Source organism: Rufibacter sp. XAAS-G3-1 (genome assembly GCF_013623775.1).
In the GTDB taxonomy this organism is placed as follows: domain Bacteria; phylum Bacteroidota; class Bacteroidia; order Cytophagales; family Hymenobacteraceae; genus Nibribacter.
In genome coordinates, this window is the sequence record NZ_JABFAM010000009.1 from 246,578 (window position 1) to 262,539 (window position 15,962).

The window sequence follows — 15,962 nt, forward strand, 5'->3', positions numbered from 1 at the left end:
CGGCCGTGAGCGCATACCGCCAGAGATGAAACAATGCAGCACTTGCACCCACGAAACAAACAGCCAAACCTAGGGAACACCGTAAGGCATGCACCTCACCAATCAATCCCACGCACGAAGCAGCAAAGCCAAGGCAACAGCGTAAAACGTGCAACTACCAATCCCTCTCCACAGAACCCATATCCAGACAGAGGACAAAGCGCAGAAAGGAATCAATTGCCATGCAAAAAAGACAGCTTGTTTTAAGCGTGTTTTTAAAAAATCAGCCCTAAAACATTCATGAAATTACTTCTTGTTTATTGATTCAAAAGAAGGCCAATAACTCAACCATTCTCTCTATTAAACCTGCCTATTGCAAGCCGTATTTTAAGGTAATCAACCTCCCCTTCCAGGTAATCGAAAATAGGTTTCATGGCAGCGGTTTGCTTGGTTTGCAGAATCCCTTCCTTAACCCGGCTGTATTCCAAATCAGAGAGATATGGTCTCAAATCTATATCATACCCCTGCTGGTACAACGTGGCCAGATGCGAGTAAATGGTAGTTAACTGTACTTGCCTTTGCTCCGAGATTTCTTCCAGCGTCTTGCCTTGCCGGAGCAGTTCATAGGTCACCAGATGCGTGGTGCCCTTCAGACGGGCCTGCTGCTGCTCGGCCTGTTGGGCCAGAAAACTCAGGATGGCATTGATGAAGATCTCGCCGTACTGCTCAAATTTCGCTTGTGCCACTCCCGAAATGGCTAGGAAAGCCGGTTTATTGGTGGGCCGCTGTTCCACAATCTCCTGCAAGGTATTATCGGTGAAGACCACGTACGGCGGAATGTTGCGCTCGTTGGCCAACTGCTTCCGGAGTTGCCGCAGGTGTTCAAACAAGGCCGTTTCCACGCCGCTTCTGGATTTTTTCTGCCGCTTCTCTTTCTCTTCCTTCGGGCTTACCGGCTGGAATTTCACCAGCTCCACTTTTTTGCCGTTGAAAAGCACTTCCTGGCTGGCGTTGGTCAGTTTCAAGGCACCGTGCTCATCATACGCTACCTCCAGGATTCCCTGGTTGATCAACTGGTGAATGTAGCGTTGCCAATCCTGGGAAGGCACATCGCGGCCCGCGCCGAAGGTTTTCAGTTGGTCATAGCCTCTGGACAAGGTGAGTTGGTTTCGGGAGCCCCGCAGAATATCCACCACCTGCGCCGTGGCCACCGTTTCTTTGGTGCGGGCCACCGCCGAGAGAATTTTCTGGGCGTACTCGGTACCATTAAAAGAAGTTGGCGGATTATCGCAGATGTCACAGTTGCCGCAGTCTTTGGAATACTCCTCCCCAAAATAGTGCATCAGGGTTTTGCGCCGGCAACTGGTACTTTCCGCAAACTGTTGCATGCGGTCTAGCTTGGCCAAAGACAAGGCCTGTTCCTTGCTGTTCTCCCCTTGGGTGACAATATCGCGGAGCGTCATGACATCAGCCAGGCTGTAAAACAACAAAGCTTCGGCGGGGGCCCCGTCCCGGCCGCCCCGGCCTATTTCCTGGTAGTAACTCTCCAGGTTCTTGGGCAAGTTGTAGTGAATGACCCAGCGCACGTTAGACTTGTCAATCCCCATCCCGAAGGCGATGGTGGCGCACATGATCTGGATGTTGTCTTGGAGGAATCTCTCCTGTACTTGGTCTCTATCCTTGGCAGATAAACCGGCGTGATAATAATCGGCGTTGTAGCCTTTCTCTTTCAGTTTAGCGGACAACGTTTCGCAGGCTTTTCGGCTGAGGCAATAGATGATACCCGGCTGGAACGGACGTTCCTCCAGAAAATCAAGGATGGCCTCCATGCGTTTCTGCCCCGGCTGCACCTGCAGGTAGATGTTGGGACGGTCAAACGAAGAAATGAAAACCTTGGGGTCTTGCAGGTATAGTTGGGTGAGAATGTCGCGCTGGGTGAGGCGGTCTGCCGTGGCGGTGAGCGCGATGATGGGTACCTCGGGGAACTGCAGTTTGAGGTTTTTCAATTGCAGGTACTCCGGCCGGAAATCATGGCCCCAGGCCGAGATACAGTGCGCTTCATCAATGGCAAACAGGTTAATCTGCAAGCGTTTTAAAAAGGAAAAGAAACCCGCCGAAAGAAGTTTTTCCGGGGAGACGTACAGCATTTTCAGCCGACCGTCAAAACACTGCTGTTCAATCAACTGCTGCTCTTTGGTAGACTGCGAACTGTTCAGGTATCCGGCGTTCACGCCGTTGCCCAACAATGCCTCTACCTGATCTTTCATCAACGCAATGAGCGGGGAAACCACTACGCTTAGCCCCGGCATCACCAAGCCCGGCACCTGGTAGCAGACCGATTTTCCGCCCCCGGTGGGCATCAATACCACCGTGTCGCGCTTTTCCAGCACGTTAGAGATAATATCTTCCTGCCCTGGTCTGAACTGGTCATACCCGAAATAAAGCTTGAGGGCTTCCCGTGCTTCCTTAACTCCCATTTTCTAATACTTTAAACAAAAATACGCCAAAAACGCCTCTTTTCCTTTTGCCAAGCCCCTTATAAGCAAGAATAGCCCGGAAGTTTTTCCGGGCTATTCTTGCTTATAAGGGGCTTTAGTACGTCCTAAAAAATGGCATCTATAATAGCGGTCACTACGGACAACACCAGGCTAAATAAAATACCGGTTATCACGTCACTGATGTTGAACCCATCCAGCAGATAATCTGCCATGTACAGGATAATGACGTTGATGACCAGCAGAAACAAACCCAGCGTCAGAAACGTGATAGGGATGGTCAGGAACACCAGAATGGGTTTTACAAAGGCGTTCAAAATGGCGAGCACCAGGGCCAGTAGAATGGCACCGCTAATTCCGTCAATGGTTATGCTAGGGAAAAACTTAGCCAGCACCAGCACTACAATGCCGGTGATGATAATCCTGAGGATGAATCCCATAGGTATGGTGGTGGGTTAAATAGTAGATTCTAATCTTTTCTGAGATACGGCCATCCAGTTGCAGAGTTTGTAGAGGAGCCGCGCGCCCACGTTTCCGTTCCATTCACTGTCTCCGGGAGCCACTTCGCACAGGTCAAACCCGATGATCTCCCGGCCTGATTTCACCAATGCCTTGATCAGATACACCGCCTCTTCAAACTCAAACCCGCCGGGCACCGGGGTACCGGTAGCCGGGCAAAGCTTAGGATCTAACCCGTCAATGTCAAAGCTGATGTACACTTTCTGCGGCAACTGCGCGATGATCTTCTTGCACTGTTTGCGCCAGGAAGTACCCTCGTACATCTTGGTTTTGATCTTGCTGTCATAGAACGTGGTGATGCGTCCGTTAGATTGGTCTACCAACTCGGCCTCAGCCTGGCAAAGATCCCGTATTCCTACCTGCACCAGTTTTTTCACCTGCGGCAGCTTGAGGGCGTTGAACATGATAGAAGCGTGGGAGTACGTGAAGCCTTCGTAAGCGTCCCGTAAATCGGCGTGGGCGTCAATTTGCAGGATGCCGTATTCTTCGTGCTTTTCGGCTAGAGCGTGCATAAAACCCAATGGCGTACTGTGGTCTCCGCCCAGCACGCCCACCAGTTTGCCTTTCTCCAGATAGGCCAGGGTTTCTTTTTTAGACCACTGCAACAGTTCTTCGCCTTTTCGGTTTACTTCGGCCAACGTAAGATCAAAACGGTTGGGCTGACCCGGGCTGCCGGTTTCCAGCCAGTCAATATAGGCCTCGGTTTTCTCGCGCAGGCGTTGGCTTTCCTTCGCCCAATTTTCTGGCACCGCCGGCATGTGAATTCCCAGGTGCCAGGCGTTCGGTACTTCGGGGTCAAAAAGATCCAGCTGCGGAGAGGCATCGCGCACGGCAGCCGGGCCTTCGGCGGTACCTGCGTTGTAGGAAACCGTCACTTCCCACGGAATAGGGAAAATCACCACTTCAGATTCTTCTTCGGTAAACGGAAGTCCAAAAAGGCCGCTGCCTACATCCCCTACGCCATTCTGGTCAAATGAGGTAATTTTCTTGTGTTTGGAATCACACATGGTGGGCATGGTAATGCTCATAGTACTAGGCTTTAGAGGAAAGTAAATCTTTTACGAAATTAGGTAAGGCAAAGGCAGCTACGTGAATGTCTTCATTGTAATAGCGTAAGCCCTGCGCTTTGGTGAAGGCGGCGGCAGCTTCCTGGTCGAATTTCTTGGGATGCACGCTGCCTTTGGCACTGAACGAGAAACTCCAGGTTCCGGTAGGATACGTGGGAATGGCGGCCAGATAGCAGTGCACGTTGTCCTGCCCGAAAATGCCTTTATACGTATCATAGATCTCCACAAAAACCTTGGTATTGAACCGCGGCGACTCGCTTTGGGTAATCATCACGCCTTCAGCAGTAAGGCAACGGTGCACCTCTGCATAGAACTCGGCGGTAAACAAGCCCTCTCCCGGCCCCACTGGATCTGCGGAATCCACAATTATTAGATCAAAGGCTTCGTCTGCACATTCCTGAATGTATTTGATGCCGTCTTCTACCAGCAGTTTCAGTTTCGGGTGACCGAAGGCGCTGGCTGTTTCAGGTAGATGTGCTTGGCAGGCTTCAATCACCAGTTCATCAATCTCCACCAGCACCACTTCCTCAATGCTGTCGTGGCGAAGCAGTTCGCGCACGGTTCCGCCGTCTCCGCCGCCAATCACCAAGGCGCGTTTTACGTTGCCGTGGCTGAAGAACGGGACGTGCGTGATCATCTCGTGGTACACGTACTCGTCTTTCTGGGTGCACATGACCATGCCGTCCAGGGTAAGCATGTTGCCGTACGCCAACGTCTCAAACACCTCTACCTTCTGGTAAGGCGATTGCTTTTTGTATAACTGGTTTCCGGTGTGTTTTAGCGAAAGGGCGATGTTTTCGTCGCGTTCGGTAAACCAGACATCGCGGGTGATGCGCGGGATGGATGCCACCGGCTGGCCGGAATCGCGGGCTTCTACGGTGAAATCGGTGCGTTTGAGCAGGCTTTGCTGACCTCTCAGTAATTCCATGGAAGACCCGTGGCTGGCTTCAAACGCTTCTTTCAGGAATGTATAGGAAACCCAGGGATCTACCGAATCGCCGCAGGTGAACAAGTCCACAGCGGCATACCCATACTCGGGCCAGGTATGAATGGCCAAATGGCTTTCCTGGATGACCACCACGCCTGACACGCCATAAGGAGAAAAGTGGTGAAAGGTACTGTTGATGACCGTGGCACCGGCGGTTTCGGCGGCGGCCACCATGCTGTTCTCAATGTGCACCACATCGTTCATTAATTCTGGCGAGCAGTTGTAAAACTCCACCAGAATATGTCTTCCTAACGCGTCCATAAGGGTCTTTCTAAGTCAATTATTTGTTCAGACGCGCAAAGCAACAAAAAAGATACTGTATTGGAAAGTTAGTGGGTTCTTTCGTTTTAGGCTAAATCTTCTTATTGGGTTCAGTTCTAGGCTTTAGGCTCTGCCTGGAAGTGGCTTTTTTAGGGAGAATTTTCTCTAGGGAGGCGGTGGGTTTCCTGGGCTTTATTAGCTGGAGCAGCCTTTTGCTGTGCCCTTGGCAGTGCCGCTTACTGCGGAGGTGCAAGCTTCACGAGCTGTTCCCCTGGCTTTTCTGCTTTTCCCGTGGGTGCAAGTGCTGTATTGTTTCATAGCTTCCGCTAAGCGCTCACGGCCGCGGGGCCCCGTCTTCCCCGAGCGCACTGCCCTTTTGGCCGGGGAAGTCTTTCTCTCTTGGCGCATGTCTGTCCAGGGCCAAAAGCGAGGCGCGCTCGGGGAAGACTGGAACTGGGGAAAGTAAGTGAATCCGCGCCATCGTAGCGGTTCCTGGTTGTAATGCCCTTGTTCCCCTGCAAAAGCGTATTCCCTCCTGGGAGGGGTAAGGGTGGTTTTGGCGCTCCACTCATCTTCTTCTAAAGCGCATCAATCTCGCAATAGCGGTAAATTTTGAAGCTGTTTAGAGTTTTATGCCTGTTTTTATAAAAACAGGCATAAAAATACGGTACCAGCGGACGCTTACGGCAGTAAACAGGCAAACCTCTTGTTTTTGGATAGTTTTTATAAAAGTAGCCTAAAAACGATAGCGTAGGTGGATGCCTGCACCAGAGAAATTGCTTTGAATGCCAGTTTATGAAAACAGGCCATAAACAGGTTCTTTACCAACTTTACTTGGTAAGAAAATTATAGGAGCGGATGATCTCCAGAATCTTGATGAAGGTATTGGTGTCAAAAAACAGCAGCAGGGGCAATTCCACCAATTTAGAATTGTTGGTGAACTGGGTAATCACGGTGAACACCAGCGGCTGGAACAAGGGATGATCCGTGAAGATGCCTTTCAGTGATTCGGCAATATCATGCTTGGGGGCCACGGGCGGTGAGCCGTAGATACTAGCCTTCAAAATATTGGCCAACTGCGTGACCAGGGCACCGGTAATGATGTTGCTCACTTCCAGCAGCAAAGATTCCTGCATTTCGGTGAGCGGGTCGCTTCCTTTCACCGTCATGCCCAAACAGACCTTTGAGAGTTGCTCTACGTGCAGCTCAGAGAACAGCATGAGGGTGGAGCCGTTCAGTTCGCCTTTGATGTCTGACTGAATGAGGGTGTGCGAGTGCTCATACGCCCGTACAATCTTCAGAAGTTCTTCGGCCTCCATCAACTGCAGGTCTGGCACTTTCAACAAAACGCGGTCTTTTGCGATTGCTGCAAACGAGTCTGCTGCCCTGGCCAGGCCTATGTTCAGGATTTCTTTGATAATATCCCGCTCTAGTTCATTTACTTGAAGCTCCATGAATCAGGCTATAAAAATGTTGTTTGCCATGTAGTGCTTACCTTCTGGCAAGAAAGTAGCGGGTAATGGCGGCCACATCCAGCACCAGGCACACCTTGCCCGAGCCCAGAAGGGTCACCCCCGCATAAATTTCAATGGTATTGACCGGTTTGCTCAGGGCCTTGATCACAATGTCCTGCTGTCTGAGCAGTTTATCTACAATCAAGCCTAACTTCCGGTTATTATAGGTCACAATAATGATGTTCTGGGCATACCCAGCCAGATCGCTCTTCTTAACGCGGTACTCCGTGATATCTGTATTGAACAGCTCGCGCATGGAGACAATGGTAATGGTTTCGCCGTTGATGTCTGCCACCAGCAGTTCTCCCACCTCATGCAATTCCTGCGTAGGCAGCGCCACCACAGAATCTGTGTGCATGAGCGGAATGGCGTAAAAATTCTCCTCTACCTGGCAGAGCAACGCTCCTTTCACCGCGATGGACGTAGGCAGGAACAAGGTAAACGTGGTACCTTCCCCTTTCTTTGAATCCACCCTGATTCTGCCGCCAATAGAGTCTATGGCGTTTTTCACCACGTCTAGCCCCACGCCGCGGCCAGATACCTCCGTCACTTCCTTGGCCAACGAAAACCCGGGCTCAAACAGATAAGACAGCACCTCGGTATCGCGCAGGTCGTTGGCGGCATCGGCCGTCAGGAAGCCTCTCTGCACAATGGCACGTCTTACCTCTTCCTGATCTATGCCTTTGCCGTCATCAATCAATTTCAGAATAACCGTGTCACGGTCATTCTGGGCCGAAAGGATGACGTTCCCGTTGGGGGTTTTCTTGTTCTTCTTACGGACATCGGCCTTTTCTATCCCGTGCGAAATGGCGTTCCGCATGAGGTGCAACAATGAATCGGTGATGATCTGGAGGATGTTCCGGTCAATCTGAATGTCTGACCCGAATATCTCCAGGTTGATTTCTTTTTTCTCGGTCACCGCTATGTCCCGCACAATACGCGGAAACTTGTTGAACAGAGAACCCACATTCACCAGGCGGGCATCCATCACGCTGTACTGTATTTCTTCGGTAATACGGTACAGGTGCGCACTTACGTTCTTGAGATCATCGTGATCCAGCTCTTTGCCGATGGAGACAATCCGGTCGCGGTCAATGATCAACTCCCCTACCAGATTCATCAAATGGTCTAGTTTCTTGATCTGAATATAGATCAGGTCTGAGAGCGAGAGGTTTTTGGACGTGTAGTACTTCTGAACCTTTGACAGTTCAGAGGAACTATCGGCCTGGGTATTGATGATGATGTCCAGGTTCTTGAGCAAAGCCGGGCTGGGCTCTACCTCTTTGGGCCCGTCAATGCCGGTGATCATCTCGCCTAACAGGTCAATGCCGTCAAAAAGGACGGTTACCACCTCATCACTGAAACTAAGTTCCTTGTTCCGGATCAGGCCGAAAGCGGTTTCCAGTTTATGGGAAACATCGGCAATGGTTTCATATCCTATCGCTTTGGCGTTGGCTTTGAGGTTATGGAGTAACCTGAATACCTCGGCCAATACTTGTTCGTCTTCCGGGGTTTTCTCCAGATCACTGATGTGCCGGTTCAGCGCATCATAGTACTCGAGAGCCTCGGCTATAAATATCTCTTTATATTCCTGATCTCTCGACTTCATCCTACCATTTTCTGTTGGGGCACGTGTCTCCTGTTTCGGCCGGAGACAAACCGGTGCATGATGGAGTTTATCTGCCCTAAGGGGAAAACTCCACTCACCACCCCACTTTCTATGGCAGACTTGGCCATCCCGAAAATGGTGGAGGTTTCTTTATTCTGGGCAATCACCACCCCGCCCCTGTTTACTATCTCCCGGGCACCGGCGGTACCATCTTGTCCCATGCCGGTCATAATCACGCCCAGCACTTGCGCGTGCGCACATTGGGCGGCAGACTGCATGAGCACATCTACAGAAGGCGTGTCCATGGTGGTGCAGGGCTCCAGGCCTATGGAAAGTTGGTTTGGGTTCAAAGATCTTCTTTGCACCCGCATGTTCTGCCCACCGGGGGCAATCACAATAGATCCAGCAGATAATTCCATGCCCTCGTATCCTTCTTCCACCCGCCAGCTGGTGAATTTCTGCAACCGTTTGGCCAAGCGTTTGGTGAATTTTTCTGGCATGTGGACGGCAACCAACACCACCGCTGGTTGCAGAAGGTGCAGGTCTCTGACCAGGTACTCAATGGCCACCGAACCTCCCGTTGAAGCACCAATCACCACTACTGAAAGCGGCACTTTGGCCACCGGAGAAGAGGCCAACAAGGTGCTGGCATACTTTCCCCATCGGCCACCCGGCCGCTCAAAAGAGGTAGGGGCTGTGAATTCACCAGAAGAAACATTCACCAACTCCCTCAGTTTTGCCATGAGTTCCGCTTTTTCGACTTTTTGGCCCTTTCCAATTCCGGGAGTTGGGGCGTAAGCCCCAACTCTTTCAAAGGGAGGGGGCATGGAAAAAGCGTTTTGGGGCAGATTTTGAGAAACCATGAGTAAAATAGAAGATTTCTCGCCGTACACCCGGCGGAACAAGGGCACCCTGCCGCTCATGGTCAGGTGGTGTTGGGCCACGATCAGGTCTGGCTGAGAGGAAAATGCCTTCCGCAGCAATTCTTCCTGTGACTGGGCCGTATCTACCACCTCAAACTGAGGTTCGGCATCTATCATACCAGTAAGCACAAGCCTTGCGCGTACGGAGGAATCCCCAATTAAAACTCTGATTTTAGGTGACTGCACAGGGTGAGGGTGTGGTGCTGTTTTTGGCTTGTTTTTTCTATTCTTCCTTGAAAGCGTTGCTCAATGCTTCCAGCACTTTGTCTTCTGAGAAGGGCTTGATGATGTAATGCAAAGCGCCGTATTCGGCGGCTTCGTTCATGATCACTTCCTGGCCAACGGCACTTACAATCACCACTTTGATATCTGGGTTGTCCTGCTTGATTCCTTTGAGAACATCTAAACCGGTGTTGTCTGGCAAGATGACGTCAAGCGTTACCAGATCTGGAATTTTGTCTTTCGCCATCTGGAGGGCGGTTTTCCCGTCTGGGGCTTCGCCTACCACGTCATACCCGGCATCTAGCAGCATGTTTTTCAACATAGTGCGCATGTAGAAAGAATCGTCTACAATTAATATTCTTTTCTTATCTGTAATTTCCATAAGTAATTAGATCAAAAAATAAGCACTATGATTTTAACTGCAACACTTCTTCTGAGGTAAGGATTTTGTACATGTCCAGCACAATGATGAGCCGGTCTTCATGCTTGCCTATGCCTTCAATGAAGTTTTCATTGATGCTGATGTCCTGGATAAAAGAAGGCGCTTTGTCTATACTGGAAACGGGCAAGGTCAAAGACTGCGGCACCTCGTGCACAATAAAGCCCATGGTGTAGTCTTTGGCTTCCATCACCAGGGTATACGTATGCGGGGAAGTTGAACCGGAAGGGCGCTCAATGTGAAAGCGCTCTTCCAGATTCATGATGGCTATAATATCTCCCCTAATGTTGGATACTCCTTTTATAAAAGGAGGTGTTTTGGGCATGCGGGTGATCTCAGGGGTAATGGTTACCTCTTTCACCTGATCAATCCGGACGCCGTATTCTTCACTGCCCAACTTAAAGACAATAAGATGCACCTTCTCCTCTACTACCTTGTCCTTTTTATCTCGTATGTTCTGAGACTCCATTATTCCTGACCTCTGTTTTTAAGTGGCTTTTTGCCATTTAGTTTTCTGTCAAAGTCAACGTCATTGGCATCATCTCCCTGGTAAGAACGCTTACGGGCAGAAGGCACCGCCGTTAGTTTACGCGCGTTCCGGTTAGGGTAAACCAAATTGCCGTTTACAAGTTTGAAGGCCGAAATACTGATCTGGAGGTCATCGGCAATGTCATTCAGACGCTGGCTGGAAGTAGTCAATTCTTGCATGGAAGCTGAAAGTTGCTTTGCGGTTACCGCTACCTGTTGCGTACCGGTGGCGGTCTGTTCCGCAATGGCTACTACCTCTTCCACGTACTTCACTACATCGCCAATAGAGGTTTTCTGTACTTCCGTAGACACTAAGATGTCCTGGGCACTGCGCAGCGTCTCACCGCTGGAAGTGGCAATGTTCTTAAAGGCACCGGAGGCCTCAAACGTGGCATTCTTTCCTTTTAATACCCGGCCTTCCATGGTGGCAATAGCGGCGGCGGCAGAAGAGGTATCTTTCTTCACATCGTCTACCAGCGTGTTGATTTCACTCGCCGATTTCCGGGAGCCTTCGGCCAGCTTCCTGATTTCCTCGGCTACTACCGCGAAACCGCGTCCGGCTTCACCCGCTCTGGCCGCCTCAATGGCTGCGTTCAAAGCCAGCAGGTTGGTTTGCGCCGCAATGTCAGTGATTACTCCCAGTGATTTGGAGATCTCCTGGCTACGGGTGCTTAGTACTTCAATGGTTTTGGCAGTAAGGGCCGCAGAAGAAGAAATCTCTTCCATGTTGCGCACCACCTCGGCCACTGTTTTCAGACCCAACTGGGAAGTCTCTTCCCCCATGACCGCCGAACGGTTCACCACATCGGCTTTGTTCGCGGTCTCTTTGGTGGCCTTCATGATCTCTTCAATCAGTTTGAAGGCCTGGTCTGTTTTAAGGGCCTGGTTTTGGGCACCCTCGGCCATTTGTTGCATGGCCAGGGCTACGTCTACCGTTACCCGGTTCATCTCTAATCCTTTGCCCGCCATCTCTTCAGAAGACGAACCAACAATCAGGGACGAGTCATTGATTTCCCCTAACAGGGAATTCAGGTTGTCCACGGCCAGGTTCAGGGCATTAGACATGGCCAGAATATCACCGGCGGTATGAATTTCAACTCTTTGGGTTAAATCTCCCTCAGAGATAGAACGTACTACGCGGGATACTTCCAACACCGGTGTTACAATGGACTCTAACAAGTCATTCAAGGTATCTACCAGTTCTTTCCAGCTTCCAGATACACCATGCACGGTCGCGCGCTCGGTCAGTTTTCCTTCCACCCCGGCTACTCTGGCTACCCGGCTCACCTCTCCCGCCAAGCGGTTCAGGTCTTCCACCATGCTGTTGATGGTGTCGGCCAGATCGGCTAATTCGCCTTTGGCTTGCAGGGTCAGTTTTTGGGTTAAGTCACCTTTAGATACCGCCGTTACTACTTTCACGATGCCGCGCACCTGAGTGGTCAGGTTGGAGGCCATGATGTTCACATTATCGGTAAGGTCTTTCCAAACCCCGGCCACGTTCGGCACGGAAGCCTGGCCCCCTAAACGGCCTTCAGTACCTACCTCCAGCGCCACGCGGGTTACCTCCCCGGCGAAGATGTTGAGGGAGTCCACCATTTGGTTCAGGTTGTCCTTCAGCTCGGCTAACTCGCCCCGCACATTTACCGTGATTTTCTGGGTCAGGTCTCCTTTCGCTACGGCCGTTGCTACGTTGGCGATGTCCCGCACCTGAAGGGTCAGGTTGGAGGCCATGGTGTTCACGTTGTCGGTGAGGTCTTTCCAAACCCCGGCCACGTTCGGCACTTTGGCTTGTCCGCCCAGTCTTCCTTCGGTACCTACCTCCAGCGCAACGCGGGTTACCTCCCCCGCGAAGATGTTGAGGGAGTCCACCATCTGGTTTAAGATATCTTTCAGTTGAAGGATTTCACCCTTCACATTTACGGTCATTTTCTGGCTCAGGTCACCCTTCGCTACCGCGGTGGCCACGTTGGCGATGTCCCGTACCTGAGAGGTAAGGTTAGACGCCATGGAGTTCACATTGTCGGTCAGCATCTTCCAGGTTCCGGCCACGTTGGGCACGGCCGCCTGTCCGCCCAGTTTACCTTCAGTACCTACTTCCAAGGCCACCCGGGTTACCTCACCGGCGAAGATGTTGAGGGAGTCCACCATCTGGTTTAAGATGTTTTTCAGCTCTAAGAGCTCTCCTTTTACATCTACCGTGATTTTCTGGGTCAGGTCGCCTTTCGCCACGGCGGTGGCCACGTTGGCGATGTCCCGCACTTGCAGCGTCAGGTTAGACGCCATGGAGTTCACATTGTCCGTCAACTCTTTCCAGGTACCCCGTACTTTAGGCACGTTGGCCTGGCCGCCCAATTTACCTTCGGTTCCCACTTCTCTTGCTACCCGAGTTACCTCGTCAGCGAAGATGTTTAGGGAGTCCACCATCTGGTTCAGGTTGTTTTTCAATTCAAGGAGCTCGCCTTTCACGTCTACCGTGATTTTCTGGCTCAGGTCGCCCCTTGCTACCGCGGTGGCCACGTTGGCGATGTCCCGTACCTGAGAGGTAAGGTTACCGGCCATGTAGTTCACGTTCTCGGTAAGGTCTTTCCAAACCCCACCCACGTTCGGTACATTGGCCTGTCCACCCAAGATTCCCTCGGTACCCACCTCACGCGCCACGCGGGTTACCTCCCCGGCGAAGATATTGAGGGAGTCCACCATCTGGTTCAGGTTGTCCTTCAGTTGAAGGAGCTCGCCCTTCACGTCTACCGTGATCTTTTGGCTCAAATCGCCCCTTGCCACGGCGGTCGCCACGTTGGCGATATCCCGTACTTGCAGCGTCAGGTTGGACGCCATGGAGTTCACGTTATCGGTCAGGGCCTTCCAGGTACCAGCCACATTCGGCACGGCCGCCTGTCCGCCCAGTTTACCCTCAGTTCCTACCTCACGCGCCACGCGGGTCACCTCACCGGCGAAGATGTTGAGGGAGTCCACCATTTGGTTCAGGTTGTCCTTCAGTTGAAGGAGCTCGCCTTTCACATTTACTGTGATTTTTTGGCTCAGGTCGCCACGGGCTACCGCAGTCGCCACGTTGGCGATGTCCCGCACCTGAAGCGTCAGGTTAGATGCCATCGAGTTTACGTTATCCGTCAGCGCTTTCCAGGTACCGGCTACGTTAGGAACGGAGGCCTGGCCTCCCAATTTCCCTTCGGTTCCTACTTCCAGGGCCACCCGGGTAACTTCCCCAGCGAAGATATTCAAGGAATCCACCATTTGGTTTAGGTTGTCCTTCAGCTCAGCTAATTCGCCTTTTACCCCAACGGTGATCTTCTGGCTTAAGTCGCCACGTGCCACGGCGGTAGCCACGTTGGCAATATCTCTTACTTGCAGCGTCAGATTAGACGCCATGTAGTTCACGTTGTCGGTGAGGTCTTTCCAAACCCCGCCCACATTAGGTACAGAAGCCTGGCCACCTAATTTACCCTCGGTTCCTACCTCTCTCGCCACGCGGGTTACCTCCCCGGCGAAGATGTTCAACGAGTCCACCATCTGGTTCAGGTTGTCCTTTAGTTGAAGGAGCTCACCTTTCACATCCACGGTGATTTTCTGGGTCAAATCGCCTTTCGCCACGGCGGTGGCTACGTTGGCGATGTCCCGTACCTGCAGCGTCAGGTTAGACGCCATATAATTCACATTATCTGTCAGGTCTTTCCAAACCCCGCCTACATTCGGCACCGAGGCCTGGCCGCCTAATTTCCCTTCGGTACCTACCTCCAGCGCCACGCGGGTTACCTCGCCAGCGAAGATGTTGAGGGAGTCCACCATCTGGTTGAGCGAGTCTTTCAGTTGAAGGAGCTCTCCGTTTACATTTACCGTGATCTTCTGGCTCAACTCGCCCCGCGCCACGGCGGTGGCCACGTTGGCGATGTCCCGCACCTGAAGGGTCAGGTTGGAGGCCATGGAGTTCACGTTGTCGGTTAGTTCTTTCCAAACCCCGGCCACTTTGGGCACGTTGGCCTGGCCACCCAGGATTCCTTCGGTACCTACCTCACGCGCCACGCGGGTTACCTCATCGGCGAAGATGTTGAGGGAGTCCACCATCTGGTTCAGGTTGTCCTTCAGCTCGGCCAGCTCGCCTTTCACGTTCACCGTGATTTTCTGGGTCAGGTCGCCTTTCGCCACCGCGGTGGCCACGTTGGCGATGTCACGGAGCTGCGAGGTCAGGTTGGAGGCCATGGTGTTCACGTTGTCGGTGAGGTCTTTCCAAACCCCGCCTACGTTCGGCACTTTCGCCTGGCCGCCCAGTTTCCCCTCGGTACCCACCTCACGCGCCACGCGGGTCACCTCATCCCCGAAGATGTTGAGGGAGTCCACCATTTGGTTGATGTTCTCTTTGAGCTGAAGCATTTCGCCTTTCAGGTCTACGGTTACTTTCTGGTCCAGATTTCCCTGGGCCACGGCCGTGGTTACCTTGGCGATGTCCCGTACCTGAAGGGTCAGGTTAGAGGCCATCGCGTTTACGTTATCGGTGAGTTCTTTCCAGATACCGGCTACGTTGGGCACCGAGGCCTGGCCTCCCAGTTTCCCCTCGGTACCTACTTCCAGGGCCACCCGGGTTACCTCACCGGCAAACAGGTTCAGGTTGTCAATGGTACGGTTGATGGTTTCGGCCATGACCTTGAAGTCACCCGACACGGGAATCTGGAACGTCTCATCCAGGTTACCGCGGGAGATGTTCTTCAATACCTTGCCCACCTCCAACACCGGCACGGCGATGGAGTCTACCAGGCCGTTGATGTTGTTGATCATGTCTTTCCAGAAACCGGAGGCGCTCTCAGCAGAGGCACGGGCTTTCAGGTTTCCTTCTACCCCCGCTACCTTGGAGATCCGCGACACCTCACCGCCCACGCCCCCAATCATCTCCACCATGGAGTTGTAGGCTTCGGCTATTTCTGAGAAGATGTCGTTGTTCTGCTTGGTCAACCGCACCGAAACGTCTCCTTTTTTGAAGGCATCCAGGGCGTAGAGCACGCGGTTCAGTTGCTCATTGATATAGTCAGAATCCTGGTTCTGGGAAGTCTGGCGGGGAGAATTGCTTTTCCTGGCCTGATCTGAGGTTTCTGGCTCTGCCAGGGTTTTCCCGGTTCTTTCAGCTTGTTTCTCCAATGTTCTTCCTCCTACACGGGCTTTGGCGGGCGTAGTCTTTCCATTAGACGCACCTTTTACTTCAGCCAAAGGAGTGTCCATGACAGGAGTTGTCTCCTCCTGCGCGGGCGTATTCTCCTGTACTGGCGTTTCCTCAGGCGGTACTGCCACCGGGGTTTCTTCCGTCACGTTGGCAACGGCCTCCGTGGGCGGCGTTTCAGTGGGGGTTCCCGCCTCCGCCTTCCCGATCAGTTTATCCTTGTTGAGTTTTAAGTTTTTACCTAAAGCCATCTT

10 protein-coding genes are annotated in these 15,962 nt (G+C 52.2%); all 10 read right to left on the bottom strand.

What is annotated here, in order from left to right:
• Window positions 1-323: 323 nt before the first annotated feature.
• The 10 genes from recQ to HHO50_RS12625 all read right to left on the bottom strand — a co-directional run bounded on the left by recQ (window position 324) and on the right by HHO50_RS12625 (window position 15,959).
• The gene (gene recQ / locus HHO50_RS12580; RefSeq protein ID WP_181306404.1) at window positions 324-2,456 is read right to left on the bottom strand and encodes a DNA helicase RecQ; all 2,133 of its coding nucleotides are present in this window, start codon (window positions 2,454-2,456) and stop codon (window positions 324-326) included.
• Between the two features lie 125 nt (window positions 2,457-2,581).
• The gene (locus HHO50_RS12585) at window positions 2,582-2,914 is read right to left on the bottom strand and encodes a phage holin family protein (RefSeq protein WP_181306405.1); all 333 of its coding nucleotides are present in this window, start codon (window positions 2,912-2,914) and stop codon (window positions 2,582-2,584) included.
• A gap of 15 nt (window positions 2,915-2,929) precedes the next feature.
• Complete coding sequence (locus HHO50_RS12590; RefSeq protein ID WP_255478719.1) at window positions 2,930-4,021, bottom strand: agmatinase family protein; 1,092 nt, start codon at window positions 4,019-4,021, stop codon at window positions 2,930-2,932.
• Between the two features lie 4 nt (window positions 4,022-4,025).
• Window positions 4,026-5,309, bottom strand: a complete 1,284-nt coding sequence (speE, locus tag HHO50_RS12595; RefSeq protein WP_181306406.1) for a polyamine aminopropyltransferase — start codon at window positions 5,307-5,309, stop codon at window positions 4,026-4,028.
• An 830-nt stretch (window positions 5,310-6,139) separates the two neighbouring features.
• Window positions 6,140-6,763, bottom strand: a complete 624-nt coding sequence (locus HHO50_RS12600) for a chemotaxis protein CheC (protein ID WP_181306407.1) — start codon at window positions 6,761-6,763, stop codon at window positions 6,140-6,142.
• A gap of 37 nt (window positions 6,764-6,800) precedes the next feature.
• Window positions 6,801-8,432 carry a chemotaxis protein CheA gene (locus HHO50_RS12605; RefSeq protein WP_181306408.1) on the bottom strand — a complete coding sequence of 544 codons (1,632 nt, stop codon included), beginning with the start codon at window positions 8,430-8,432 and terminating at the stop codon, window positions 6,801-6,803.
• The gene (locus tag HHO50_RS12610) at window positions 8,429-9,472 is read right to left on the bottom strand and encodes a CheB methylesterase domain-containing protein (protein WP_181306409.1); all 1,044 of its coding nucleotides are present in this window, start codon (window positions 9,470-9,472) and stop codon (window positions 8,429-8,431) included. Before HHO50_RS12610 ends, HHO50_RS12605 begins: the two co-directional genes overlap by 4 nt.
• 106 nt (window positions 9,473-9,578) lie before the next feature.
• Window positions 9,579-9,959, bottom strand: coding sequence for a response regulator (locus HHO50_RS12615; RefSeq protein WP_181306410.1), 381 nt, complete (start codon window positions 9,957-9,959; stop codon window positions 9,579-9,581).
• Between the two features lie 25 nt (window positions 9,960-9,984).
• Complete coding sequence (locus HHO50_RS12620; RefSeq protein WP_181306411.1) at window positions 9,985-10,485, bottom strand: chemotaxis protein CheW; 501 nt, start codon at window positions 10,483-10,485, stop codon at window positions 9,985-9,987.
• The gene (locus HHO50_RS12625; RefSeq protein ID WP_181306412.1) at window positions 10,485-15,959 is read right to left on the bottom strand and encodes a HAMP domain-containing protein; all 5,475 of its coding nucleotides are present in this window, start codon (window positions 15,957-15,959) and stop codon (window positions 10,485-10,487) included. The genes HHO50_RS12620 and HHO50_RS12625 overlap by 1 nt, the downstream gene beginning before the upstream one ends.
• Window positions 15,960-15,962: the final 3 nt, after the last annotated feature.

Excerpts from the sequence above, each read along its gene's own strand:
- HHO50_RS12585 (WP_181306405.1), bottom strand. The coding sequence starts at position 2,914 with ATGGGATTCATCCTCAGGATTATCATCACCGGCATTGTAGTGCTGGTG.
- speE (WP_181306406.1), bottom strand. The coding sequence starts at position 5,309 with ATGGACGCGTTAGGAAGACATATTCTGGTGGAGTTTTACAACTGCTCG.
- HHO50_RS12625 (WP_181306412.1), bottom strand. The coding sequence starts at position 15,959 with ATGGCTTTAGGTAAAAACTTAAAACTCAACAAGGATAAACTGATCGGG.
- HHO50_RS12605 (WP_181306408.1), bottom strand. The coding sequence starts at position 8,432 with ATGAAGTCGAGAGATCAGGAATATAAAGAGATATTTATAGCCGAGGCT.
- HHO50_RS12610 (WP_181306409.1), bottom strand. The coding sequence starts at position 9,472 with ATGATAGATGCCGAACCTCAGTTTGAGGTGGTAGATACGGCCCAGTCA.
- HHO50_RS12620 (WP_181306411.1), bottom strand. The coding sequence starts at position 10,485 with ATGGAGTCTCAGAACATACGAGATAAAAAGGACAAGGTAGTAGAGGAG.
- HHO50_RS12615 (WP_181306410.1), bottom strand. The coding sequence starts at position 9,959 with ATGGAAATTACAGATAAGAAAAGAATATTAATTGTAGACGATTCTTTC.
- recQ (WP_181306404.1), bottom strand. The coding sequence starts at position 2,456 with ATGGGAGTTAAGGAAGCACGGGAAGCCCTCAAGCTTTATTTCGGGTAT.
- HHO50_RS12590 (WP_255478719.1), bottom strand. The coding sequence starts at position 4,021 with ATGAGCATTACCATGCCCACCATGTGTGATTCCAAACACAAGAAAATT.
- HHO50_RS12600 (WP_181306407.1), bottom strand. The coding sequence starts at position 6,763 with ATGGAGCTTCAAGTAAATGAACTAGAGCGGGATATTATCAAAGAAATC.